Genomic DNA, 21780 nt, shown 5'->3' with positions numbered 1-21780 from the left:
GCCGGGGGTGCGATTGAGAACGTCCGGCCCGGCGGGGCCGCGAAGTGGGCGACCCCGCCTCGTTGTGTGGGCAGGGGACGGTTCAGACGAGTTTCGCGCTCTTGAGCGCCTGCACGATTTCTTCTTCCGCCTCGGGGGAGAGGTCGACCAGGGGGGACCGCACGGTCGCGTGCTCCAGGACGCCTCGGGCCTTGAGGGCGAGCTTCAGCGCGACGGTGCCTTCCATGTGCGAGCCGCGGTGGTAGACGGCCTTGGTGACCGGCAGCAGGCGGTCGTGCACGGCACGGGCCGCAGCGTAGTCGCGAGCCTTGCCAGCAGCGATCAGCTCGAGCAGCTGCTCGGGGGCGATGTTGCCGTAGCCGACCAGCAGGCCATCGACGTCGAACATGGTGTGCAGCAGGTACTCGTCGTGGCAGGACAGGATCTGCAGCTCCGGGTTCTCGCGGCGCAGGACCGGGATCTCGGTGTCCCAGCGGCGCATGTTCCGCACGCCGTTCTTGGTGGCGAACACACCCGGCTGGGCGGCGATCTCGAGCTGGGTGTCGAGGTCGTAGTTGGCCTTGGTCGCGTCCGGGTACTGGAACAGGATGCAGGGCAGACCGGCCTCCTCGTAGATCGCCCGGTAGCGCTCCTGCGGGGCGCCCTGCTGGTAGCCGAATCGCAGCCAGCCGTGCGAGGGGTAGACCAGGCCCGCCTCGGCGCCAGCGGCGACCGCGCGCTTGGCTTCCTCGACGGCCACGCGGGTGCCCTCACCGGTGATCCCGGCGATCACCGGGATGTCGACCGCCTCGACCAGCTTGGCGATGGTCTCGACCTGCTCGTCCTGGGTCAGGAAGGTGCCTTCGCCGGCGTGGCCGAGCACCACCAGGCTCTTGACCCCCTCGTGGCCGGCCAGCCACTGGCCCAGCTTGGCCATGGCCTGGTGGTCGACCTCGCCATCTGGGGTGAACGGGGTGACCGGGGCGGGGTTGAGGCCGCGGAGATCGAGGGACATGCCAGGGACTCCAATCCGGGTAGGTGCGGATGTGAACACCGCTCGCCCGTGACGGGAACGGTAGCGGGAACGTTCCCACACGATGGTTGACCCGCGGACCGGTGTCAATACCGATCCCGGGAACGTTCCCGCGTCGGGTACGCTCGGGGCGTGGTGACGATCCTCGACGTGGCCCGGGCGGCCGGGGTCAGCAAGTCCACGGTGTCCCGGGTGCTCGACGAGCGCCTTCCGCGCTCCACCAGCGAGACCGCGGAGCGCGTGCGGAAGGTCGCGGCCGAGCTCGGGTACGTCCGCGACCCGCTCGCCTCGGGTCTGCGCCGGTCCGGCACGAGCACGGTCGGCGTGATCGTGCCGAGGCTGACCGACACCGTCATGGCCATGCTCTACGAGGCGATCACCGCGGTCGCAGCCGACCGCGGACTGTTCACGGTCGTCGCGACCACGGAGGACCAGCCCGAGGCGGAAACCGTTGCGGTGCAGTCACTTCGTCGGCGCAGGGTCGACGGGCTGATCCTCACCACGGCACGTGTCGGCACCCCGGTCGACGTCGGCGCGACGTCCTACGCGCTGGCTCTCCGCACCGACGGCAGCAGCCCGGCCGCCATCGGTGACGACCGGCTCGGGGCGCAGCTGGCGACCCGGCACCTCATCGATCTCGGGCACCGCCGGATCGGCCTGGTAGGCGGGCCCGAGTACGCCTCCAGCGCGTGCGGACGGGCTGAGGGATACCGGGAAGCGCTCGAGCACACCGGAATCGCGTTCGACCCAGCCCTGGTCGCCGGCGACGCGTTCTCGATCGAGGCGGGCGAGATCGCGGGCCGCCGACTGCTGGATCGCCCCGACCGGCCAAGCGCGGTGTTCGCAGTGAACGACAACACCGCGATCGGCGTTCTCTCCGCGGCACACGCGCTGGGTCTCGAGGTCCCCCGGGACCTGTCGATCGTCGGCTACAACGACATCCCGGTCGTCAGCAGGCTCCCGGTCCCGCTCACCACGGTGCGGGTGCCGTTCAGGCAGATCGCCGAGGACGCGCTGCGCCTGCTCCTCGACGACAGCCGAGGGCGGAGCGGCGAAACCCTCGTGAGCGCCCCGACGCTCATCCCGCGCGAATCGACCACGGCCCCGCCCCGATAACCCGCCGGTTCCAGCCCGGCACTTCTCCGGTCGGGACGACATGGGATCGCACCGGCGGCAGCCCGGGCTGATCGGGATGTGAGCAGGCGGCCAAACGCGTCGCTAGAGGATTCTGGCGGGAACGTGCTGCCTGTGATCGACTGGTCCTGTCGGGTGGCTGTACCGAGTGTTCGGAGAAGGATTCAGCCGCTGACTGCGGGAGCGTGGGTGAGAGGATATGTGAGGAGAGGTTCCGGCTCGGGTGGCGGTGAGGCTTCCTCACTGGTCAAGGGTCAGGGTGGGGTTTCTGATACGTGGTCCTGCTGGGCTTGGGTCCAGCGGTGTTGGAGAGCGGTGAGGAGCTGTTCTTCGGTTTCGGGGGCGATGTGGGGGCAGATGTCTTGGACTACGCCGGGGAGTCGGTGTCCGAGGCGGCGTGCTTGTACTGCGATGTCGAAGACTTGGCGGGGTGCCTACTGCTCAGATCGACTGCTGGACTAGGCCAGTCCGGTGAATGCGGGTTCGTTGCGGAAGGTTGGCGTAACGTCCAGCGAGCTCGGGGATATTGAGCAGTTGGGTCCGAGCACGGCGTCGCCGGGGGTGGTAGGCCCGAGTGTCAGGTGAGAGGACCAAGGGCGTCGTGTTGAGCAGTTCGCAGCACTGCACATCGGGAGAACCCGCAGCAGTCCTACCCGCGCCGACCCGCGCTGACTGCGTTGTCGACGCCCGGGACGACGCGGTCATCGTCTGGCATGTCAACACCAGCCCGGCACCGGGCTTGTCGCGTCTCACGGGCGCGTGGACCCTCGACATCAACGAGGGCTGCAAGATCAGGCTGTTGGTAGCCGAACGTCGCGTGCTCAGCACATCTTCTGGGAAGGAAGCGCTCGGCCGGTTGGGCATCACGGTGCCGGTCCTGATCTCCGCGGCCGCCACCCGCGCGCGCCTGCTGAGCGAGCGCGATGAGTTGCAGACCGCCTATGAAGCCCAGGGACGGAAGGACCTCGTCGCGCCGACCTGGCCGCTCCTGCCCGCACCCATCGATATGCAGAACCCGCCGAGTGCGAAATCACCGGAACCGACTCAGGTGGCGCTAGCCCTCGCTCGGTGGCTGGCGCAGGTCGCGACCGTGTGGGAGCAGATTGAGGCCCAGCGCGTCGTCCGTGCGTACATGCCTGGCGGCCGCGAACGGCGCCCCACTCCCATCGTCACTTCCGAGGTCGGTTGAAAGCCTCGGCAAGACCATGAGACTGCGCTGCTCACCCTAGCCCACCTTCATCCTCGCAGGCCTGTGGAACCGGGCAGGGCTAGGGCGTTCGCCCGTGAACTTTATTGTGGGACAACCAAAAATGGAGAACCGAATGAGCGAAGCCGGGTACGCTGTCGTCGACCTCGAAACGACCGGCATCCACCCTGGACGTCGCGAGCGCATCCTGGAGATCGGGGTCGTGCACGTCTGCCCGAACGGCGAGATCACCGGGCGTTGGGAAACCCTCGTCAATCCGCAGCGCGATCTCGGCCCGCAACGGATCCACGGAATCACCGGGGCCGACGTTCTAGGTGCGCCGCGGTTCGAGCAGGTCAGCGGCGAACTAGTTGATCTGCTCGCGGGGCGGGTCCTGGTCGCGCACAACCTGCGCTTCGATGCGGGCTTCCTCCTCGCGGAGTTCGCGCGTTGCGGTGTGAATCCGCCCATCAGCCACGAACTCGGCCTGTGCACGATGAGGTTGGCTCGTCGTTACCTGGTCGGCGCGGGGCGCAGCTTGGCCGACTGCTGCGCCGCCTTCGGCATTTCGATCGGCAACGCCCACCGTGCCATCGACGACGCTACTGCGTCCGCACAGCTGCTTGCCGGATACCTCGCCCTCGATCCGCAGAGCCCTGTATGGAGCCGGGCACGCGCGAGGGCCTCCTCGCTGGCGTGGCCGGTGGTTCAGCACCCGCGCGCCACGTGGGTCGCACGCGGAAATGGCAGTCGGCAGGAAGTGCACTTCCTGTCCCGGCTCGTCGAGCGCATGCCGGACTCCGGCGTTCCCGAGCTGCACTCGGCTTATCTGGCCGTCCTCGACCACGCCCTGGTGGACCGGCACGTGTCGGCCACCGAGGCGGACGCCCTCGTCAGGGTCGCCGAGGAGCTGAACATCGGGCGCATCGCGGCACGCGAGCTGCACGCGCACTACGTGCGCGAACTGGCCAAGGCTGCGTGGGCGGACGGGGTCATCACCGACGAGGAACGCGATGACCTGCTGGCGGTGGCCGCGATGCTGGGCATGACCGACCACGACGTGGATGCGATCCTGGAAGCTGCGCGCACCTCCGCATCGAATCCAGCCGAGTCCGCTGTCACCCCCTTCCAGCTGCAGCCCGGTGATCTGGTGGTGTTCACCGGAGAGATGCGCCGCTCCCGGATCGAGTGGGAGAACGTCGCTGCTGCAGCGGGTCTGCGACCGCATAGCGCGGTGACCAAGAAGGTCAAGCTGGTGGTCGCCGCAGACCCCGACAGCCAGTCGGGCAAGGCGCGCAAGGCGCGTGACTACTCGATCCCCGTCGTCACCGAGGTGGCGTTCGGCCGGATGCTCGGCTCGCTCTCCCGACTACCGGCCTGAACACGAGGTTCACAGTGTACGGCTCACGTGGGTGCAGTGTGGACAAACGGGGGCTGCGCTGTGCGTTGAACCATTGTGGAGGACCCAACTGTCGTGAATGGATCCGAGCTGACCTGACCAAGCCATGTTTTCCCGGGGCAAGAAGTCCTGCGTGCGAAGTCACGCGCGGGCGCTGCGGCCTGTCAAGGAGATCACGATCACGTGTTATGTCGGGATCTATGCTTGTTGGTGGGTTGATCGCTGGCTATGTTCTTCCTTGTGTCCTCTGGGGTTTTTCGTCCGGGTTGAGTCGTGACCAGCTGCCCCGTCGCTGACTAGCGGCCGGGCTGCTGCCGTTGTGTTGAACCGGTCCGCAGCAGTGGGTTGATCGAACTGCTTCCGCCGCGTCCGGTGACGCCGATACCGGTAGGGGAACTAATCCATTCGAGGTCTGCGGGCAAGTTCATATACGGTGATGTCAAACCAGGAGTTGCGTGTTATTCGGCAGGATGACCTTTATGGTCACATTGATCTAGCTCAAGGTGGGGACGTTCTGGCTGCGGGGGAGTTTAAGCTCTATTCTGGGGGGTTGAAGTGGATCGATAACCGGTCGGGCCACTATCGGCCGAGTGGTGGCAGTCCGAAACGCGCAGCCGAAGAAGCGTTCCGCAGGGCCGGCTTCGATGTTCGAGGAAGCACATACAAGGAACGATGGTGGTCTCTTGTTGATGGGAGTGATTTGTTGTGGATGAGCTTGCGAAGCGCCCACCGGGTGTAAATAGGCTTCTGGAGGTGATGGAGGAGCTCGAGTCCAGCAATTCGACTCTGACGATCGACCCTATGCTTGACGAAATCGTGCGCGAGATCGACTCAGATGCGGCGCGTCGAGATATCGAATCCAGCATCAAGTGGATTCTTGTGAACTGTAGGGGGTCTGGTCTTATCGAGGTTTGTCAGTACTTCGGCTACCGATTCAGGTGGGCCTGGATGAAAGAATATCTGGAGGTCGCGTTGAACGGGTTTCGTCAGGACGGCGACCTGCGTCGGGTGCGGGCCTACGAAGTGATGCTTGAAGCATTTGAAGATGACTGGGAGGATGTGGATTTCTTCCCCTCGCTTCAGTGATGAGTACCCGTGACTGTGGGTCAGTGTTCGCCATCGGGTCCACGAGGCATCATCGACCGCTGTTAGGGACGGCGGTTGTTCTTGGTGTCTCATTTGCGAGTCCGTGGTTTCGGTCGGTGGTCTATCCGGGGCGGCGCTTCCGCGGAACGGTCTCCAGGACGAGGTGGTAGGAGTCGTCGACGAGTTCGGCGACCAGGTCCTGGGTGATGTCCGGGCCAGCTGCCAGGGAGATCCAGTGCTGCTTGTCGAGGTAGCGGCCCGGGGTGATCGACGTGTGCTGGCTTCGCAGCAGTCGACCGTACTCCGGTTCCGCCTTGACGGTGACTGCGAGGTCGTCCGGGTCGTCCGTGATGATCAGGAAGACCTTGCCCGCCACCTTGTAGACGTCCAGCTGCTCGGTGAAGGGGCGCCCGTGGCTCACCCCCGGCAGCGCGCGGGCCGTTTCGCGCGCGGTGTCCTGGAGCTGCTCGCCGCTCATCGCCATGACGCAGGTCAGGACGCGCGGCCGTAGGTGTGCGGGTCGACAGGCCGCTGGGACTTCGGGAGCTTGCCGACCACCAGGCGGTAGGACTCGGTCACCAGCTCCTCGACCAGCTGAGCACCGATCGCGTCCCCGCCCTCCACCGTGATCCAGTGCTTCTTGTTCATGTGGTAGCCAGGGGTGATGTTCTCGTACTGCTCGCGGAGGGCGAGTGACTCGGCAGGGTCCGCCTTGAGGATCACGACGGGGCGTCCGGGAACCTCGGTCATCAGCATGAAGACCTTGCCGCGAACCTTGAAGACCTCCCAGTCGTCCCCGAAGGGGTGCTCCAGACCGGCCCCGGGCAGCTCCTCGGCGCAGTCGGCCGCGGTCTTCCACAACGTCTCTCCGTCCACGGTCGTCAACTCCCTCCGCCCGGACCGCTGAAGGCGCCCGACGAGGTCATCGGGCTGCCCTCCCCATTCTTTCCGCGCGTTCGAGGACTTCACTGGTACTGTGCGAACACGTTATGGTCAGCAGCAGACACCGCGCGAGGCCGGAGCAGGGCTCCTCCTCGTCGCCCCGTCCCATCGCCCGTGCCGAGTCGGCTTCCGTCCCGCTTCACGGTTTCCAACCGCCGGTCGGGACCCCGCACGGCCTGGAAGTGACCACGGTCGAGGACTTCTGCGCCCACCACGACGACTGGCCGTGGAATCCCCCTCGTCCTGGACGGGCGACGTTCCACTACCTGATCCTGGTCACCGAGGGTGTGCTGCGGCACGACGTCGACCACGTCACCCGCACCGTTGTTCCTGGTCAGTGGCTGTGGGTGCGCGCCGGGCACGTGCAGCGCTGGCACGATCCCAGCACCGCGCGCGGTCCCTTCATCCTGTTCGAGCCGGAGGTCATCCGGCCCGACACCGCCCGCGTGCTGGCCCCCTTCACCGCGCACGACGCCCCCGCTGTCCTGACACCGCATCCCGACGACGTCCCCTGGCTGGAACAGACGGCGTACCAGCTTCTCGATGAACACCGCGCGCTGGGACGCCGTCCGCTCGCGGCGCACCACGCCCTGCGCTGCAGCCTCCTGGAAGCCCTGCTGCTGCGTCTCGCTCACTCGCCAGGTGCCGCGCCGCTCGGCCCAGATCGGCACCACACCTACGAACGGTTCCGGGACGCTGTTGAGCTGAACTTCCGAGAAGTGCACCGAGTCGAGGACTACGCGACGATGCTCGGCTGTTCGGTCCGCACTCTCAGCCGCGCCGCCCAGATGGCTACGGGAAGGGGAGCGCGGGAGGTCATCAACGAACGGCGGCTGCTCGAAGCGCGCCGTCTCCTCCGCCACTCCCGGTGGAGCGTTCACGCGGTCGCCGCGCACCTCGGTTTCACCGACACCGCCAACTTCGGCCGCTTCTTCCGCCAGCGCACCGGACTCACCCCCGCCGCCTACAGAACCCGGAACGACCCCTAGCCTTTCCGGCTGCGCAACGGCTTCTCCTCGAGCTCGCCTCGGAGATCGAGCGGTGATACCAGGAGTGGCTCACCTCGTCGTGGGGCGACCGCGAACGAGAGGTGCTCGGCTGGCGAGGTCCCGGGGGTGCCGCACCCGAAGTCGAGGATCATGCGTGCGGAGGGCCGGTCTTCGGCGATCACGGCTTGCACCGCCTGGAGTGGAGCTGTGGCGCGCAGAGCGTTGGACACGTAGATCAGGGACATACCGGCTGCGTGCAGCCTGTCGGTTTTGGCCTGCACGGCGGTGTGGGTGGCCATATCCACATAGGACGACAGGCACCAGCGGCACCCGGTCCGGTCGGTGAAGCCGGAGATAGCGCGGTCGACGAATTGCCTGCGCGGAGGCACGTGGGGACCGCGTCGCGTCCTGGCCCGAGCCGTTGTCGAGGTGGCCAGTCGGCCGGTCGGGTTGCTGTTGGCGGAGGGGTTTGTCGGGTGTTCGCGGCGGTTCCGGCCGGACGGTGTTTTGGCCGGAACCGCCACCTCGTCGTGCGCAGCGTGGTCAGGTGCGCGTTTCCTCGGTGGACCCCTCGATCACCTTGCGCTCGCCGCTGCCGTGGCCGATCTCGATGCGGCGCGGCTTGGCCTGCTCGGCGACCGGCACGGTCACGGTCAGCACGCCGTCCTTGTAGTCAGCGGCGATGCCACCGAGGTCCACGCCCTCGCCCAGCATCAGCTGTCGGCTGAACGTGCCTCGCGGCCGTTCGGCGGCCAGGTAGCTGGGCTCGGCCTTCTCGCTGCCGTGCGCCGCGGTCTTGCGCTCGGCGCGCACCGTCAGCGTGTTGTTCTCCGCGACCAGGTCCAACGAGTCCGGGTCCACGCCGGGCAGGTCGAACTCGATCACGTAGTGGTCACCGAGGCGGTACACGTCCATCGGCATCGCCTGGGGTGCCCGGGTGGCGGTCAACACCTCGTTGGCCAACCGGCTGAAGTCGCGGAACGGGTCGAACTGCAGCAAGATCCTCACTTCCTTCCGAAGGTAAACCGCGATCAGACCCGAAGTGACAACTTCCGAGAGCGCTCGGCGGGCGTGATCAGCAAGCCCGGCAAAGGCCACGTCCGCCGGATACCGTGTTCTGCGATCTCCACCTCCTCAACCGAGGAATGCTCGATCCAGACACCTTCATTCTGCTCACGGCGAATCGGGTTTTCAACCTTCGCCATCCCCCACACGGGTGTATCTCCTCGCTGGAGAAGGCGCGATCCGCCGGTGGCGCAAAGCTTCTCGGCAGCAGGGCCGACGGGTGGCCTTTCGCTTCGACGATCAAGCCCTGGCCGCCCCGGGGGGCAGTCGAATTCAGCGAGCTGGACCATGCCGAATGCAGTTGGTGATGCCGCATCGGCACCGGGACCCCGGCGTCGACATCGGAGGCGCCGTTGGAGGCCGCGTGCAACAGCTTTCACTGCGTGTCGCCGGTCCAGCTGCCCCCGCTGGGGTGCCGCCGACCGCAGGAGCCCTGACTTCGAGTCCTTCCCATGTGCCGCCGACTGTGATGCCATTGCCAATGCCCTGGGGCGATGTTTCCCGTGTTCCCGGCATTGCCTGCCCGTTTCTGCCGCCTGCGGCTCATCGTGTGGCGGTAATGCTGCAATGGCGCCTTTTCGCGATCTGGGACCCCGGTATTGGTGAACCCACCACTAGTCCCGCAGGTGTTAGTTCGGCGTGCGGGACCGGGTCTTGCGGATGCGGACCGCGTCGAGGTGTGCGTGGAGGAACTGCGAGGCTGCGGTGAGGTCGCCGGATTCGAGGAGGTCGAGCAGGCGCAGGTGTTCTTCCGCCTGGTGGACCAGGCGTTGGCGTTCGGATTGGTGGCGGTATTCGATGAGTCGGCGCACGCGGTTGACCCGGCGCACCGATTCCAGGAGGTAGGCGTTGCCCGAGCAGCCCACGATCATCTCGTGGAATTCGGCGTTGACCCGGAACAGCTCGCCGCGGGGCAGCAGGAGGGCGTCGCCGCGCAGCAGCTGCTCCTGCTGCTTGCGGTGCAGGGCGAAGGACTCGGCGTCGACGGTGAAGCCGGGTTCCAGCACGGCGGCGGGTTCGACGATCATCCGGAACCGGTAGCTCTGGGCGTGCGCTTCCGCGGTGGTGAGCACGTGCTGGAACTGCCAGCCGCGCCCCGGCCGCCGTCGGAGGAGGTCCTCCCGCTCCATCCGCGCGAGCACCCGCTCGGCCTGCCGGGTGGTCAGGTCGTAGCGGCGGCCGATCTCCGCGGTGGTGAAGTTCGCCTCCAGCCGTCCGGTCAGGTGGTCGTCGCCGATGCGGAAGTAGGCGTCCTCCTCGACGTCCTCACCTGCTGAGAGTTCGACGCCTCCGAGTTCGCCCGCCGATCGCTCGAGGAAGTAGCCGCGGTTGGGTTCGCGCGTCAGCAGGCCGAGCTCCGCCAGGTAGGCGAGGGCTTTGCGCACCGGTGAGCGGGAGGTGCCCAGCGAGTTGGCGACCCACTGCTCGCGCACGTGCGCGCCGCGGTCGAGCTCGGAGCGCCGCAGCAGGTCGATCACCTGCATCGCGATCGTCGGGGCCATCGTCTCCTCGGTGTCTCGTTCGCTGCTGTCATGCTAGCCGCGCCGCTGGCCACGTCGTCGACGGCGGCGCGGCCAGCACGGTCACGTGCGGGAACGGCGGCGCAGCAGCAGGGCTCCGGCCACGGCGACCACCAGCACCGCGTAGAGGACCACCGCGATCGGGCTGTCCAGCAGCACGCCCGGGTCGCCTTGACCCAGTGCCATGGCGCGCCGCAGCTCGCGTTCGGCCAGGGGGCCGAGGATCACCCCGATCAGCACCGGGGCCAGCGGTACGCCGTTCCGCCGCAGCAGGAAGCTCAGCAGGCCGACCGCGTAGACCAGCACGACGTCGGAGATCGCGAGTTTTGCGGCGTAGGCGCCGAGCGTGGCGAAGACCGCGATCGCGGCGTAGAGGTAGTGCTGGGGGATCCGCAGCAGTTTGGCCCACAGCGGTGCGAACGGCAGGTTGAGCACCAGCAGCAGAACGTTGCCGATGAACAGGCTCGCCAGCAGGGCCCAGACCAGTTCGCCCTCGTCGGCGAACAGCAGCGGTCCGGGTTGCATCCCGTACTGCTGGAAGGCGCCGAGCATCACCGCGGTGGTCGCCGAGGTGGGCAGGCCCAGGCCGAGCAGGGGTACGAGGGAGACAGCGGTGGTGGAGTTGTTGGCCGCTTCTGGTGCGGCGACACCCTCGATGGCGCCCCGGCCGAACTGGGAGCTGCCGCGCCGGGCGGCCAGACGTCGTTCCAGCCCGAGCGAGAGGAACGTCGGGATCTCCGATCCGCCAGCGGGGATCGCGCCGAAGGGCAGCCCGATCCCCGTGCCGCGCAGCCACGGCAGCAGCGAGCTGCGCAGGTCGGCTCGTCCCAGCCACGGCCTTCCGGGCTCGATGTCCTGCAGCCGGTCGGAGTTGCGGGCGCGGACCGAGACGTGCAGCACTTCGCCGATGGCGAGCACGCCGACCGTCACCACGACCACGCTGATGCCGTCGAGCAGGGCGTCCGACCCCAAGGTGTAGCGGGCGACGCCGGTCTGCTGGTCGATGCCGACCACGCCCAGCGCCAGGCCGAGCCCGAGCGCGATCAGCCCGCGCACGGCCGAGTCCGCGACCACCGCGGCAGTGGCCGCGAAGGCGAACACCGCGAGCGCGAAGTACTCGGCCGGGCCGAACTCCAGGGCGAAGTCGACGAGGAACGGCGCGAAGAACACCACGGCGATGCAGGCGATGGTGCCACCGACGAAGGAGCCGATCGCGGCGGTGGCCAGCGCCTGCGGCGCGCGCCCGGCGCGGGCCATCAGGAAGCCCTCGAACGCGGTGGCCATCGATGAGGACTGGCCCGGGGTGTTGAGCAGGATCGCGGTGGTGGAGCCGCCGAACTGCCCGCCGAAGTACACCCCGGCCAGCATGATGAACGCACCGGTCGGTTCCAGCGTGAACGTCAGCGGCAGCAGCAGGGCCACCGCCATCGAGCTGCCGAGCCCCGGCAGGACCCCGACGGCGGTTCCCAGCGCGACCCCGACCAGGCACAGCAGCAGGTTCAGCGGGGTCAGCGCGTCGGCGAACCCGGCGAGCAGCAGGTTCCACGCTTCCATCAGCCCACCTCCAGCAGTGCGCCGACCGGCAGCGCGATGCCCAGCCCGGCGGAGAAGGCGAACTGGACGGTGCAGGAGAACACCGCGGCCACCCCGAGATCGAACAGGCCGCGCCGACCGCCCAGCGCCCGCGCCACGCCCCAGAACAGCACGATCCCCGCGGGAATCCAGCCCACCAGGCTCAGCAGCAGCACGTGCGCGGCGAGCGTGGCGACGACGATGCCGAAAGCGCGCCAGTCATCGGTGGGTTCGGGTTCTTCGGTGCGCTCGCGCTGGAGCGGCAGCAGGCAGCCGAGCAGGATGAGGACGGCGCCGATGCCGATCGGGAACCACTGGGGGCCGAGGTATCCGACGTTGAGGGGCAGCGGTAACCGGAACCCGCCGATGACCAGCAGGCAGCCGATGGCGATCACCAGGGCGGTCAGCGTCCACTGCCCGGCGCCGCGCCGGGTCGTCGGTGCGGTCGAGGTCATGACAGTCCCAATCTCGTGGTGATGCGGCGGATGTTCTCGGTGTCGGTTCGCAGGAACTGCTCGAACTCGGTGCCGGTCTGGAAGGCGTTCAGCCAGTTGTTGTTGGCCAGGGCGTCGCGCCATTGCGGCGTACTCACCAGGTGCGCCACGTATTCCTGCATCTCGCGCTTGCGCTCGGGATCCAGGCCCGGTGCGGCGACCAGCCCGCGCCAGTTCGACATCGCGATGTCGATTCCCCGCTCGCGCAACGTCGGCGTGTCGGGAAGGTCCTCCGAGCGTTCGGGGGAGGCCACTGCCAGCGCGCGCAGCTCACCGGTCTCGACCTGGTCGCTGATCTCGTTGGTGTTGGCGAAGCCGACGTCGAGGTGCCCGCCCAGCAGCGAGGCGACCATCTCCCCGCCTCCGGAGTGCGCGATGTAGTTCAGCCCGGCCGGTCCGACGCCCGCTTCACCGGCGAGGGAGCCCGCGAGCAGGTGGTCGAGGCTCCCGATCGAGCCGCCGCCGACCGCGAGCGCGCCCGGGGCCGAGCGCCAGGCGCGCACCAGGTCGTCTGTGGTGCGCAGGGGTGAATCCGCGGGCACCACGATGGCGTCGAAGTCCTCGGTGATCTTGGCGATGGGGGTGGTGTCGCCCACCTCGGCGGGGGACCCGTTGATCTCGACCGCGCCGAGCATGGTGGTGCCGGTGAGCATCAGGGTGTTGGTGTCGCCGGGCTGGTTGACCAAGCGCGCCAGGCCGATGGTGCCGCCCGCGCCTTCGATGTTGAGCACCTCGCTGGTGCCGGTCAGCCCGTTGGCCTCGGCGGCGTTCTGCAGTTCGCGTGCAGTGGTGTCCCAGCCGCCACCGGGCGCGGCCGGGGCGATGATGCGCAGCTTGTCCCGCACGCCCGCGCTGGGGCGGGCTGCTTCGCAGGCCTCGCCGACCCCGGCGCCGATCAGGGCGATGCCCACCACCGCGGCGCAGCCCCGGGTGAGCGCCGTGCGGACGGTCATCGGTGGGCCTCCGTCGTCCGGCTCGCGACGGGGCCCTGCGGGCAACGATCGGCGTTGATCGGCATGCGCACTCCTCCTCATATTGTTTTAAAACGCGGAGTGAGACAATATTGTCGGAACATCGACTCGTCAACGGGTTCGCCGAAGGTTCGCTGAGAATCGATGTTCAGGAGTGCGAGAAAGGACAAACTGCTGATGGACGTCACGGCATCCCAGGTGGCCACGGCCGAGCTCGCCCTCGGCGGGCGGAGGTTCCGGTACCTGCCGCTCGCCCGGCTGCTACCTGCGGATGAGCTGCGCGAGCTCCCGTTCGTCACGCGGATCCTGCTGGAGAACGTCGCCCGGCGGGCCCCGGGCACCCTGCCCGCCGTGATCGGGCGCGTGCGCGGGGGAGCGGACTGCGAGCTCCCCGTCCACCCGAACCGGATCATGCTGCACGACACCACGTGCCTGCCCGCCCTCGCCGACTTCGCGGGGATGCGCGACGCGGTCGCCGAACTCGGCGGTGACCCGGCCGCGGTGGGCCCGGCGATCCCGGCGGACCTGACCGTGGACCACTCGGTGATCGTCGAGGAGTACGGCACGCCGCAGGCTCTGGAGAACAACCTGCGCATCGACTTCCGGCGCAACCGCGAGCGCTACGAGTTCATCAAGTGGGCCCAGGGCAGCTTGCAGAACTTCCGCGTGGTACCGCCCGCGACGGGGATCATCCACCAGATCAACATGGAATCGCTGGCCCGCGTCGTGTGGGACGACGAGGGCCTGCTGCACCCCGACCTCCTGGTGGCCACCGACAGCCACACGCCGATGATCAACGCGCTGGGCGTGCTCGGGTGGGGCGTCGGCGGCCTGCAGGCGCAAGCGGCGATGCTCGGCGAGCCCGTGGTGATCCGGTTCCCGGAGGTGCTCGGCGTCCGGCTCGAGGGGCGGTTGCGCGGCGGCGTGACCGCCACCGACCTGGCGCTCACCATCACCGAGAAGCTGCGCGCGCACGGCGTGGTGGACAAGTTCGTGGAGTTCACCGGCCCCGGGATCGCGGCGCTGGGTTGGGCCGCGCGTGCCGCGGTGTCGAACATGGCGCCGGAGTACGGTGCTACGTGCGCCTTCTTCCCGTTCGATGACGAGACGGCGCGGTATCTGGAACTGACGGCGCGGACCCGGGAGCACCGCGGGCTCGTGGCGGGCTACCTGCGTGCGCAGGGCCTCTACCGCGACGACGAGACGCCCTCGCCGCGCTATGACGAGGAGCTCGTGCTCGATCTGGACGCCGTGGAGCCGAGCCTGGCCGGGCCGCGGTTACCGCACCAGCGCGTTCCGCTGTCGCAGGTTCCGGCGTCCTTCCGCGCGGAGTCCGGTGGTCGGCCTGCGGAGTCGGACGCCTTCGGTGAACCGGTGCCCGCGGGTGCGGTGGCGATCGCGTCGATCACCAGCTGCACCAACACCGCCAACCCCGATCTGATGGTGCGGGCCGGGCTGCTCGCGCGACGCGCGGTCGAGCGCGGGCTCGACGTCAAGCCCTGGGTGAAGACCTCGCTCTCGCCCGGTTCTCGGGTCGTGGCCGACTACCTGCGGCGCGCGGGCCTGCTGGAGCCGTTGAGCGCGATCGGCTTCGACATCGCCGGTTTCGGGTGCATGACCTGCATCGGCAACTCCGGGGCGCTGCACCCGGGCATCGCGGATCTGGTCGAGCGCGGTTTCGAGCCCGTCGCGGTGGTGTCGGGCAACCGCAACTTCGGCGGGCGGCTCAATCCGCAGGTCTCGTTGGCCTACCTGGCCTCGCCGCCGCTGGTGGTGGCCTATGCGCTGGCGGGTACCGTCCTGCACGACTTCGACACCCCGCTGGGCCGTGACGTGGACGGCGAGCCCGTGCTGCTGAGCGAGATCTGGCCCAGCGACGGTGAAGTGGCCCGGGTGGTGGCCGAATCGGTGTCGCCGGAGATGTTCGCGGCCAACACCGCGAGTCTGCGGAACGGCACCGTGCACTGGCGGGAACTTCCGGATCGAGGGGGAGTGCGGTTCGCGTGGGACCCGGAGTCGACCTACATCCGCCGTCCGCCCTACCTGGTCGGTCTGTCCGCGGAACCCGAGAAGCAGTCGGCCATCACCGGTGCTCGGGTGCTGCTGCGGCTGGGTGACGACGTCACCACCGACCACATCTCGCCTGCCGGAGCGATCCCGAAGGACAGTGCCGCGGGGGACTACCTGCGGGAACGCGGAGTGCTGCCGAGCGAGTTCAACCAGTACTCGACCCGGCGCAGCAACCACGAGGTGATGGTGCGCGGGGCGTTCACCAACCCCACGGTGCGCAACGAACTCCTCGACGTCGAGCAGCGCGGAGCGCTGGCCCGCACCGCCGACGGTTCTCGGGTCCTGCCGGTCCACCAGGCCGCGCCGACCTACCGGGATGCGGGAGTTCCGCTCGTGGTGGTCGCCGGGCGCAACTACGGCGCCGGATCCAGCCGGGACTGGGCGGCCAAAGCGCAAGCCCTGCTCGGTGTGCGCGCCGTGATCGCCGAGAGCTTCGAACGCATCCACCGCTCGAACCTCATCGGGATGGGAGTCCTGCCGCTGCGCCTGCCCGACGGGCTCACCGCCGAAGGTCTCGACCTCACCGGGCGCGAGGAACTGGACCTGACCGGGTTGGACCGACTCCGCGTCGGCACGAACGCGGTGCACCTCGACCTGAACCGGGCCGACGGCAGCACCGACCGCATCGAACTCGAACTCCGGCTGGACACCCGCAACGAGGTGTCCTACCTCGAACACGGCGGAACCCTGCCCTACGTCGTGCGCCGGGTGCTCGGCTGATCCCCCGCGGTTCCCCGGGTGCCGTCGAGCGCGGCGGCCGGGGGCTCTTCTCCGGTCTTGTCAGGCCGTGGGCCCCACCGTACGATCCTGTCCGCCTGATGACACATTCGTACCACCAGGCGGTACGACGGGGTGACAAGGGAGTCCCTATGGGCACGCCAGGCAGACAGCGCTCTGCGTTCCAGCCGCGGGTGATCGCGGCGGGAGTTCTCGGCACGACGGTGGAGTGGTACGACTTCGCGTTGTACGCCACCGCGGCTTCGTTGGTGTTCAACAAGCTCTACTTCCCCGGCGGAGATCCGCTGGTGGGCACGATCGCCGCCTTCGGCACGTTCGCCATCGGCTTCCTCGGGCGCCCGCTCGGCGGCGCCTACTTCGGAGAGTTGGGCGACCGCAAGGGGCGCAAGCACGTCCTGGTGCTCACCCTGCTGCTGATGGGCATCGCGACCACCGGGATCGGTCTGCTACCGACCTACGAGGCGATCGGTTTCGCCGCCCCGTTCCTGCTGACGTTGCTGCGCTTCGTGCAGGGATTCGCTGCCGGTGGGGAGAAGACGGGCGCCCTGGTCCTCATGTTCGAGACCGCACCGACCCGCTCGCGCGGATTGCTGGCCAGCCTGCCCGCCATCGGTACCGGAGCGGGCTCGTTGTTCTCCACGGGGGCGATGGCGCTCGCGTCGACCACCTTGTCGGAACAGGCGTTCCTCGACTGGGGATGGCGAGTTCCGTTCCTGTTCAGCGCTGTGCTGACGTTGTTCGGGCTGTGGGTGCGCAGGTCGCTGGAGGAGCCGGAGGAGTTCCGGCGGGAGCTGCGGCGTCAGGCCGCCGAGCGCGGTGCCGGGCCGGAGTCGCCGCGTCCCTCGTGGCGTGAGCGGTTGGCGCAGAGCCGGTTCGTGGAGTCGTGGCGGAAGTACCCCAAGGAGATGATCATCGTCATCTGCGCGGGTGCTGCCGAGAATTGCGGGTACTACGTGTTCGGCACGTTCTCCGTCGCCTACGCCGAGGATGCGGGGCTTTCGACGGGGCCGGTGCTGACCGGCGTCATGTTCGTCTCCGCGGTCAAGCTCGTCTCGGTGCCGCTGTTCGGGGCGCTGTCGGACCGGTGGGGCCGCAGGCCGGTGAGCATCCTGGGGGCGGCGGTCATGGCGATCGCGTGCTACCCCTTCTTCCTCATGGTGGACACCGAGATCGCCTGGCTGGTGTGGCTGGCCCTGCTGATCACGCTCGGGATCGGGCAGTCGGCCGTGCTGGGGTCCCAGCCGGCGTTCTTCGCGGAGCTGTTCACCACCAAGGTCCGCTTCACCGCCGTCGGGGTCGCCAACAACATCGGCACCGTGCTGACCGGTGGGCTCGCCCCGGTGGTGGCCAGTGCGCTGCTGCTGTGGTTCGACCACAACATCATCGGTGTCGTCATCTTCTTGCTGGCGACCTGCGCCATCACCGTGGTGACCGTGGCCGTGGCCCGGGAGACCCGCGAGACCGACGTGCTGGCCCGCTCGTCCGCGGAGAGGGCGATCAACTAGGGAGGGAAGGTCCACCTGATGGCACGATAGTTCCACAGAATGGCACCATGGGTTATGGTTGCGGACGGCTCGGATCGTTCGGCCGGGTCGTGGTTCACCGAGAACATCTGGGAGGACGGCACATGCAGCAGACCCCGGGCGGAGGTGGTGAAGGTGTGCGCAGCGTCCTGCGGGCACTGGACCTGCTCGCCCTCTTCGACGAAACCCACCGCTCGCGCACCGTGCGGGAGCTGATCGACGCCACGGGACTGCCCAAGTCCACAGTGGTCCGCCTGGTGGCCACGCTGGAGCAGCGCGGACTGCTGTGGACCCGCGCGGATGGTCGTCTCGCCCCGGGGGCGGGCATGCTGCGCTGGGCGCAGCTGGCTCAGGACGCCTGGCAGCTGCCGGCCGAGGCCGTGGAGTGCTTGCGCAGCTTGTCGGAGGAGTCCGGGGGCGAATCGTCCCGGATCTACGTCCGCCAGGGCGTCAGCCGCCTGTGCGTGGCCCAGCACGAGGGCACCCAGCAGCTGCGGCACGTGGTGCGCATCGGTGAGGCCATGCCGTTGTGGGCAGGTGCCTCCGGGCACGTGCTGCTCGCCGGAAGCCCGCCCGAGGACGTGCGCGCGGCGGCTGCGGCGGCGGGTCGAGGTCCCGACTTCGGGCCAGTGCTGGCGGAGCGCGTTCGGCGTGCCGAGGAGCAGGGCTGGGCGGTCAGCCACGGCGAGCGCGAGGACGGCGTCTCCGCCGTCGCGGCTCCGGTGACCGACGCGACCGGCCGGGTCGCCGCCGCGGTCGGGCTCGGCGGGCCCACCAGCCGCTTCACCCGGGAACGCGTGGAAGGGTTCCTGCCCGTCGTGCTGAAGGTGGCGGAGCAGTTGTCGAAGTTGCAGTTCATCGGAGGTCGTCCGTGAGCTCAGATCCCGGAAAGCTGCTCGGCGGGATCCGGGTGCTCGACCTGACCAACGTGCTCGCCGGTCCGTTCGCGGCCTACCAGCTGGCCCTGCTCGGGGCCGACGTCATCAAGGTCGAGATCCCAGGTGTCGGCGACCTCGCCAGGCAGCTCGGCGCCGATACCGCGCTGAACGAAGAACAGCTGGGGGCGTCGTTCCTGGCGCAGAACGGAGGCAAGCGCTCGCTGACGATCAACCTGAAGTCGCAGCGGGGGCGCGAGGTGCTGTTGCGCAGCGTGGCGCAAGCCGACGTCCTCGTCGAGAACTTCCGCCCCGGTGTCCTGGATCGGCTCGGCGTCGGGTGGGATCGGTTGCGCGAGGCCAACCCCGGCTTGGTCTACTGCGCGATCTCGGGCTTCGGGCAGGACGGTCCGCTGCGCGACAGGCCCGCTTACGACCAGATCGTCCAAGGCCTGTCCGGGATGATGAGCGTGACCGGCACCGCGGAAACCGGTCCGCTGCGGGCCGGGTACCCGGTGGCCGACACCCTCGGCGGCATGGCCGCCGCCTTCTCCATCGCCGCCGCGCTGGTCCAGCGCGACCGCACCGGTGAGGGCGTTCGCCTCGACGTGTCCATGCTGGAGTCGGCGATGACCGCCATGGGCTGGGTCATCTCCAACCAGCTGATCGCCGGGCAAGAACCGGTGCGCGTCGGCAACGACAACTTCACCGCTGCCCCGTCCGGCACCTTCACCACCGGAGACGGACTGCTGAACATCGCGGCCAACGAACAGCGCCAGTTCACCGCGCTGTGCCGGGTGGTCGAACGCCCGGAACTGGCGACCGATCCCCGCTTCGCGGAGCGCGCGGACCGCAAGGCCAACCGCCAGCAGCTGACCGAGGAGCTGGAGAAGGCCCTCGCGGCGCGCTCGGCCCAGGAGTGGGAATCTGCGCTCGCCGCGGCGGGAGTGCCCGCTGCCCAGGTCCTCACCGTCCCGGAAGCCCTTTCCAACGAGCAGATCGCCGCGAGGGAGTTCATCCACGACCTCCCGTTCCCCGGCCACCCGGAACGCTCCCTGCGCGTCCTCGGGAGTCCCGTCCACGTGCGCGGCGTCGCTCCCGGACCGCCCAGCCCGCCGCCGCTGCTCGGCGAGCACACCGACGAACTGTTGGGCGAACTCGGTTACAGCGCCGACGAGATCGCGTCCCTGCGAGAGGAAGGAGCGGTATGAACACCACCGCCTTCACCACCACCCAGGAGTACGAGGACGCGGTCACCGGGTGGTGGCGGACCGGAATCAGCCGCATCCGGCCGGGCGAGATCCTGCTGCGCGGATACCCCGTCGAGGACCTGATCGGCGAAGTGTCCTTCGCGGACGCGATCTGGCTGATGCTGTGCGGCGACCTGCCCGCACCTGGCCAGCGCAGGCTTCTCGAAGCCGCGCTGGTCGCGGCCGTCGACCACGGGCCGCAAGCCCCGTCCATCGCCGCCGCGCGGATGGCGGCCACCTGCGGACTCGGGCTCAACAACGCCGTCGCCACCGGGGTGAACCTCCTCGGCGATGTCCACGGCGGAGCGGGACAGCAGTGCATGCGACTTCTCGCCGATCTCGACGAAGCCGCTTCACGAGGGGCGGATCTCGATGCGGCCGCAGAACAACTCGTGGCCGACCACCGCACCTCCGGAGCCCACATCCCCGGTTTCGGGCACCGGTTCCACCCGCGAGACCCACGCCGCGATCCGCTGCTGGCCCTGGTCGAAGACGCCGTCGCCCGCGACGAGGTGCCAGGCTGGGCGCTGCGCGCCGGAACCGCACTCGAACGCGCACTCGCCCGAGGTCGCAGCCGTCCCGTCCCGATGAACATCGACGGCGCCACGGCCGTCGTCTACAGCGAACTCGGCTTCCCGCCCGAACTCGGCCGAGGCCTGTTCGTCCTCGCCCGGAGCGTCGGAATCCTCTCCCACGCCTGGGAGGAGAAGTCGGCGGGGACCCGCATCAAGGGCCCGATTCCCCGCCCGCTGCTGCCCGACTACAACGGCCCCGCGCACCGCGACCTCCCGGACGGAGATCCGGCGTATTCTCAGAGGCCGTAGGTCTTGCCGATGATGTCGCGCTGGATCTCGCTGGTGCCGCCGTAGACGGTGGAGACGATGCTGGCGCGGTGCAGTGATTCCATGCCGTACTCGGTCGCGTAGCCGTAGCCGCCCATCATCTGCATGCCTTCGAGGGTGATGTGCTTGGCCAGCTCGGTGCACTTGAGCTTGGCCATCGAGGTTTCGCGGGCGAAGACCTCGTCGGGGGCGGCGTCGATGGTGGCGGCGACGTCGTCGAGCAGCAGGCGGGCGCATTCGAGCTCGGTGGCCATGTCGGCGATGCGGTGCTTGAGCGCCTGGAACGAGCCGATCGGGCGGCCGAACTGCTCGCGCTGCTTGACGTGGTCGAGGGTGTCGTCGAAGGCTCGTCGGGCGAGTCCGAGCATCATGGCGGCGAGGAGCATCCGCTCCAGGTTCAGCCCGGTCATGAGCTGCGTCCACGCTTGGCCGGGTGTTCCGACCACCGCCGAGTCCGGCAGGAAGCAGTCGGTGAAGTACAGGTCGTTGACCTCGCGGCCGCCCATCGTGTCGATGCCCTTGATCTGCAGGCCGTCGGCGTTGGTCGGCACCATGAACTGGGTCAGTCCCCGGTGCTTGGAGTCCTCGCGCGAGGACCTGGCGATGAGCAGGACGTGGTCGGCGAGGTGGGCGTTGGAGCACCAGGTCTTCTGCCCGTTGATCAGGTATCCGCCGTCGGTCCGGTCGGCGCGGCAGCTCAGGGCGCCGACGTCCGACCCGGCGCCGGGTTCGGACATCGAGATGGCCTCGACCCGACCGCCCACGACGCCTTCCAGCACGACGCGCTTCTGCTGCTCGGTGGCGAACTTCTCGTAGGCGGCCGCGGCGATGATCGTGGTCGCGAAACCGCTGATCGGTGCTCGCCAGTAGGAGGTTTCCTCGAGGAACAGGCACAGGTCGGTCATGCCTCGGCCAGCCCCGCCGTACTCCTCGGGGATCCCGATGCCCAGCCAGCCCAGCTCGGCCATCTTGGCGTAGAGCTCCCGGCTGTGCTGCTCCTGGCCGTTGGCGGTGAGCTTGTCGCGCTGTTCCTTGGTGCCGCACTCGCGCTTGCAGAACTCGCCGATCGCGGCGACGAAGTCGCGTTGTTCATCGGTCAGAACTCGTGGCAT

19 protein-coding genes are annotated in these 21780 nt (G+C 68.7%); 10 read left to right on the top strand and 9 right to left on the bottom strand.

All coding sequences use genetic code 11. From position 1 onward, the window contains the following. Nucleotides 1–82: 82 nt before the first annotated feature. Nucleotides 83–994, bottom strand: coding sequence for a dihydrodipicolinate synthase family protein (locus F1721_RS10715; RefSeq protein ID WP_150066442.1), 912 nt, complete (start codon nt 992–994; stop codon nt 83–85). A gap of 150 nt (nt 995–1144) precedes the next feature. On the opposite strand from F1721_RS10715, the gene F1721_RS10710 reads away from it, so the two are divergent. The 4 genes from F1721_RS10710 (at nt 1145) to F1721_RS10695 (ending at nt 5817) form a co-directional block, all read left to right on the top strand. Further along, on the top strand, nt 1145–2128 hold the full coding sequence (locus F1721_RS10710) for a LacI family DNA-binding transcriptional regulator (RefSeq protein WP_150066441.1): 984 nt from the start codon (nt 1145–1147) through the stop codon (nt 2126–2128). A gap of 622 nt (nt 2129–2750) precedes the next feature. After that, nucleotides 2751–3335 carry a hypothetical protein gene (locus tag F1721_RS10705; RefSeq protein WP_150066440.1) on the top strand — a complete coding sequence of 195 codons (585 nt, stop codon included), beginning with the start codon at nt 2751–2753 and terminating at the stop codon, nt 3333–3335. 133 nt (nt 3336–3468) lie between these two features. Continuing rightward, entirely contained in the window at nt 3469–4713 is a 1245-nt protein-coding gene (locus tag F1721_RS10700; RefSeq protein ID WP_150066439.1) for an exonuclease domain-containing protein, read from the top strand. 771 nt (nt 4714–5484) lie between these two features. Further along, entirely contained in the window at nt 5485–5817 is a 333-nt protein-coding gene (locus F1721_RS10695) for a hypothetical protein (RefSeq protein WP_150066438.1), read from the top strand. A gap of 121 nt (nt 5818–5938) precedes the next feature. Here F1721_RS10695 and F1721_RS10690 read toward each other — a convergent pair whose 3' ends face one another. Beyond that, the gene (locus tag F1721_RS10690) at nt 5939–6295 is read right to left on the bottom strand and encodes an MmcQ/YjbR family DNA-binding protein (RefSeq protein WP_211840410.1); all 357 of its coding nucleotides are present in this window, start codon (nt 6293–6295) and stop codon (nt 5939–5941) included. A gap of 14 nt (nt 6296–6309) precedes the next feature. After that, nucleotides 6310–6693: an MmcQ/YjbR family DNA-binding protein gene (locus F1721_RS10685; protein WP_150066436.1), complete on the bottom strand. Its 384-nt coding sequence runs from the start codon at nt 6691–6693 to the stop codon at nt 6310–6312. 248 nt (nt 6694–6941) lie between these two features. On the opposite strand from F1721_RS10685, the gene F1721_RS10680 reads away from it, so the two are divergent. Further along, entirely contained in the window at nt 6942–7748 is an 807-nt protein-coding gene (locus F1721_RS10680; RefSeq protein ID WP_246154629.1) for a helix-turn-helix domain-containing protein, read from the top strand. A 543-nt stretch (nt 7749–8291) separates the two neighbouring features. Here the strand turns inward: F1721_RS10680 and F1721_RS10675 are convergent. The 5 genes from F1721_RS10675 to F1721_RS10655 all read right to left on the bottom strand — a co-directional run bounded on the left by F1721_RS10675 (nt 8292) and on the right by F1721_RS10655 (nt 13352). Beyond that, nucleotides 8292–8750: an Hsp20/alpha crystallin family protein gene (locus F1721_RS10675; protein ID WP_150066498.1), complete on the bottom strand. Its 459-nt coding sequence runs from the start codon at nt 8748–8750 to the stop codon at nt 8292–8294. Nucleotides 8751–9442: 692 nt separating this feature from the next. Then, a complete protein-coding gene (locus F1721_RS10670; protein ID WP_246154628.1) occupies nt 9443–10315 on the bottom strand; it encodes a GntR family transcriptional regulator in 873 nt (290 codons plus the stop codon). Nucleotides 10316–10396: 81 nt separating this feature from the next. Beyond that, nucleotides 10397–11887: a tripartite tricarboxylate transporter permease gene (locus F1721_RS10665; RefSeq protein ID WP_150066434.1), complete on the bottom strand. Its 1491-nt coding sequence runs from the start codon at nt 11885–11887 to the stop codon at nt 10397–10399. After that, nucleotides 11887–12360, bottom strand: a complete 474-nt coding sequence (locus tag F1721_RS10660; protein ID WP_150066433.1) for a tripartite tricarboxylate transporter TctB family protein — start codon at nt 12358–12360, stop codon at nt 11887–11889. Before F1721_RS10660 ends, F1721_RS10665 begins: the two co-directional genes overlap by 1 nt. Further along, nucleotides 12357–13352, bottom strand: coding sequence for a Bug family tripartite tricarboxylate transporter substrate binding protein (locus F1721_RS10655; protein ID WP_150066432.1), 996 nt, complete (start codon nt 13350–13352; stop codon nt 12357–12359). The genes F1721_RS10660 and F1721_RS10655 overlap by 4 nt, the downstream gene beginning before the upstream one ends. 195 nt (nt 13353–13547) lie before the next feature. Here F1721_RS10655 and acnA point away from each other — a divergent pair, with 195 nt between their 5' ends. The 5 genes from acnA (at nt 13548) to F1721_RS10630 (ending at nt 20650) form a co-directional block, all read left to right on the top strand. Next, complete coding sequence (gene acnA / locus F1721_RS10650) at nt 13548–16160, top strand: aconitate hydratase AcnA (protein WP_150066431.1); 2613 nt, start codon at nt 13548–13550, stop codon at nt 16158–16160. 149 nt (nt 16161–16309) lie between these two features. Beyond that, nucleotides 16310–17683, top strand: coding sequence for an MFS transporter (locus F1721_RS10645; protein ID WP_170301438.1), 1374 nt, complete (start codon nt 16310–16312; stop codon nt 17681–17683). A 122-nt stretch (nt 17684–17805) separates the two neighbouring features. Further along, nucleotides 17806–18576, top strand: coding sequence for an IclR family transcriptional regulator (locus F1721_RS10640; protein WP_150066429.1), 771 nt, complete (start codon nt 17806–17808; stop codon nt 18574–18576). Further along, complete coding sequence (locus F1721_RS10635) at nt 18573–19787, top strand: CaiB/BaiF CoA transferase family protein (RefSeq protein ID WP_150066428.1); 1215 nt, start codon at nt 18573–18575, stop codon at nt 19785–19787. Before F1721_RS10640 ends, F1721_RS10635 begins: the two co-directional genes overlap by 4 nt. Next, nucleotides 19784–20650, top strand: a complete 867-nt coding sequence (locus tag F1721_RS10630; RefSeq protein WP_150066427.1) for a citryl-CoA lyase — start codon at nt 19784–19786, stop codon at nt 20648–20650. The genes F1721_RS10635 and F1721_RS10630 overlap by 4 nt, the downstream gene beginning before the upstream one ends. Here F1721_RS10630 and F1721_RS10625 read toward each other — a convergent pair. Continuing rightward, complete coding sequence (locus F1721_RS10625; protein ID WP_150066426.1) at nt 20638–21780, bottom strand: acyl-CoA dehydrogenase family protein; 1143 nt, start codon at nt 21778–21780, stop codon at nt 20638–20640. The two genes, F1721_RS10630 and F1721_RS10625, sit on opposite strands and share 13 nt — an antisense overlap.

It is taken from the genome of Saccharopolyspora hirsuta (genome assembly GCF_008630535.1).
Lineage (GTDB): Bacteria > Actinomycetota > Actinomycetes > Mycobacteriales > Pseudonocardiaceae > Saccharopolyspora > Saccharopolyspora hirsuta.
Note: the sequence above shows the minus strand (reverse complement) of the source record. Positions and strands in the feature narration are given on the sequence as shown.

Bases quoted from the DNA above. Each gene is read 5' to 3' on its own strand.
- F1721_RS10715 (WP_150066442.1), bottom strand. From the start codon at position 994: ATGTCCCTCGATCTCCGCGGCCTCAACCCCGCCCCGGTCACCCCGTTC.
- F1721_RS10700 (WP_150066439.1), top strand. From the start codon at position 3,469: ATGAGCGAAGCCGGGTACGCTGTCGTCGACCTCGAAACGACCGGCATC.
- F1721_RS10690 (WP_211840410.1), bottom strand. From the start codon at position 6,295: ATGAGCGGCGAGCAGCTCCAGGACACCGCGCGCGAAACGGCCCGCGCG.
- F1721_RS10670 (WP_246154628.1), bottom strand. From the start codon at position 10,315: ATGGCCCCGACGATCGCGATGCAGGTGATCGACCTGCTGCGGCGCTCC.
- F1721_RS10665 (WP_150066434.1), bottom strand. From the start codon at position 11,887: ATGGAAGCGTGGAACCTGCTGCTCGCCGGGTTCGCCGACGCGCTGACC.
- F1721_RS10660 (WP_150066433.1), bottom strand. From the start codon at position 12,360: ATGACCTCGACCGCACCGACGACCCGGCGCGGCGCCGGGCAGTGGACG.
- F1721_RS10655 (WP_150066432.1), bottom strand. From the start codon at position 13,352: ATGACCGTCCGCACGGCGCTCACCCGGGGCTGCGCCGCGGTGGTGGGC.
- acnA (WP_150066431.1), top strand. From the start codon at position 13,548: ATGGACGTCACGGCATCCCAGGTGGCCACGGCCGAGCTCGCCCTCGGC.
- F1721_RS10645 (WP_170301438.1), top strand. From the start codon at position 16,310: ATGGGCACGCCAGGCAGACAGCGCTCTGCGTTCCAGCCGCGGGTGATC.
- F1721_RS10640 (WP_150066429.1), top strand. From the start codon at position 17,806: ATGCAGCAGACCCCGGGCGGAGGTGGTGAAGGTGTGCGCAGCGTCCTG.
- F1721_RS10630 (WP_150066427.1), top strand. From the start codon at position 19,784: ATGAACACCACCGCCTTCACCACCACCCAGGAGTACGAGGACGCGGTC.
- F1721_RS10625 (WP_150066426.1), bottom strand. From the start codon at position 21,780: ATGCCACGAGTTCTGACCGATGAACAACGCGACTTCGTCGCCGCGATC.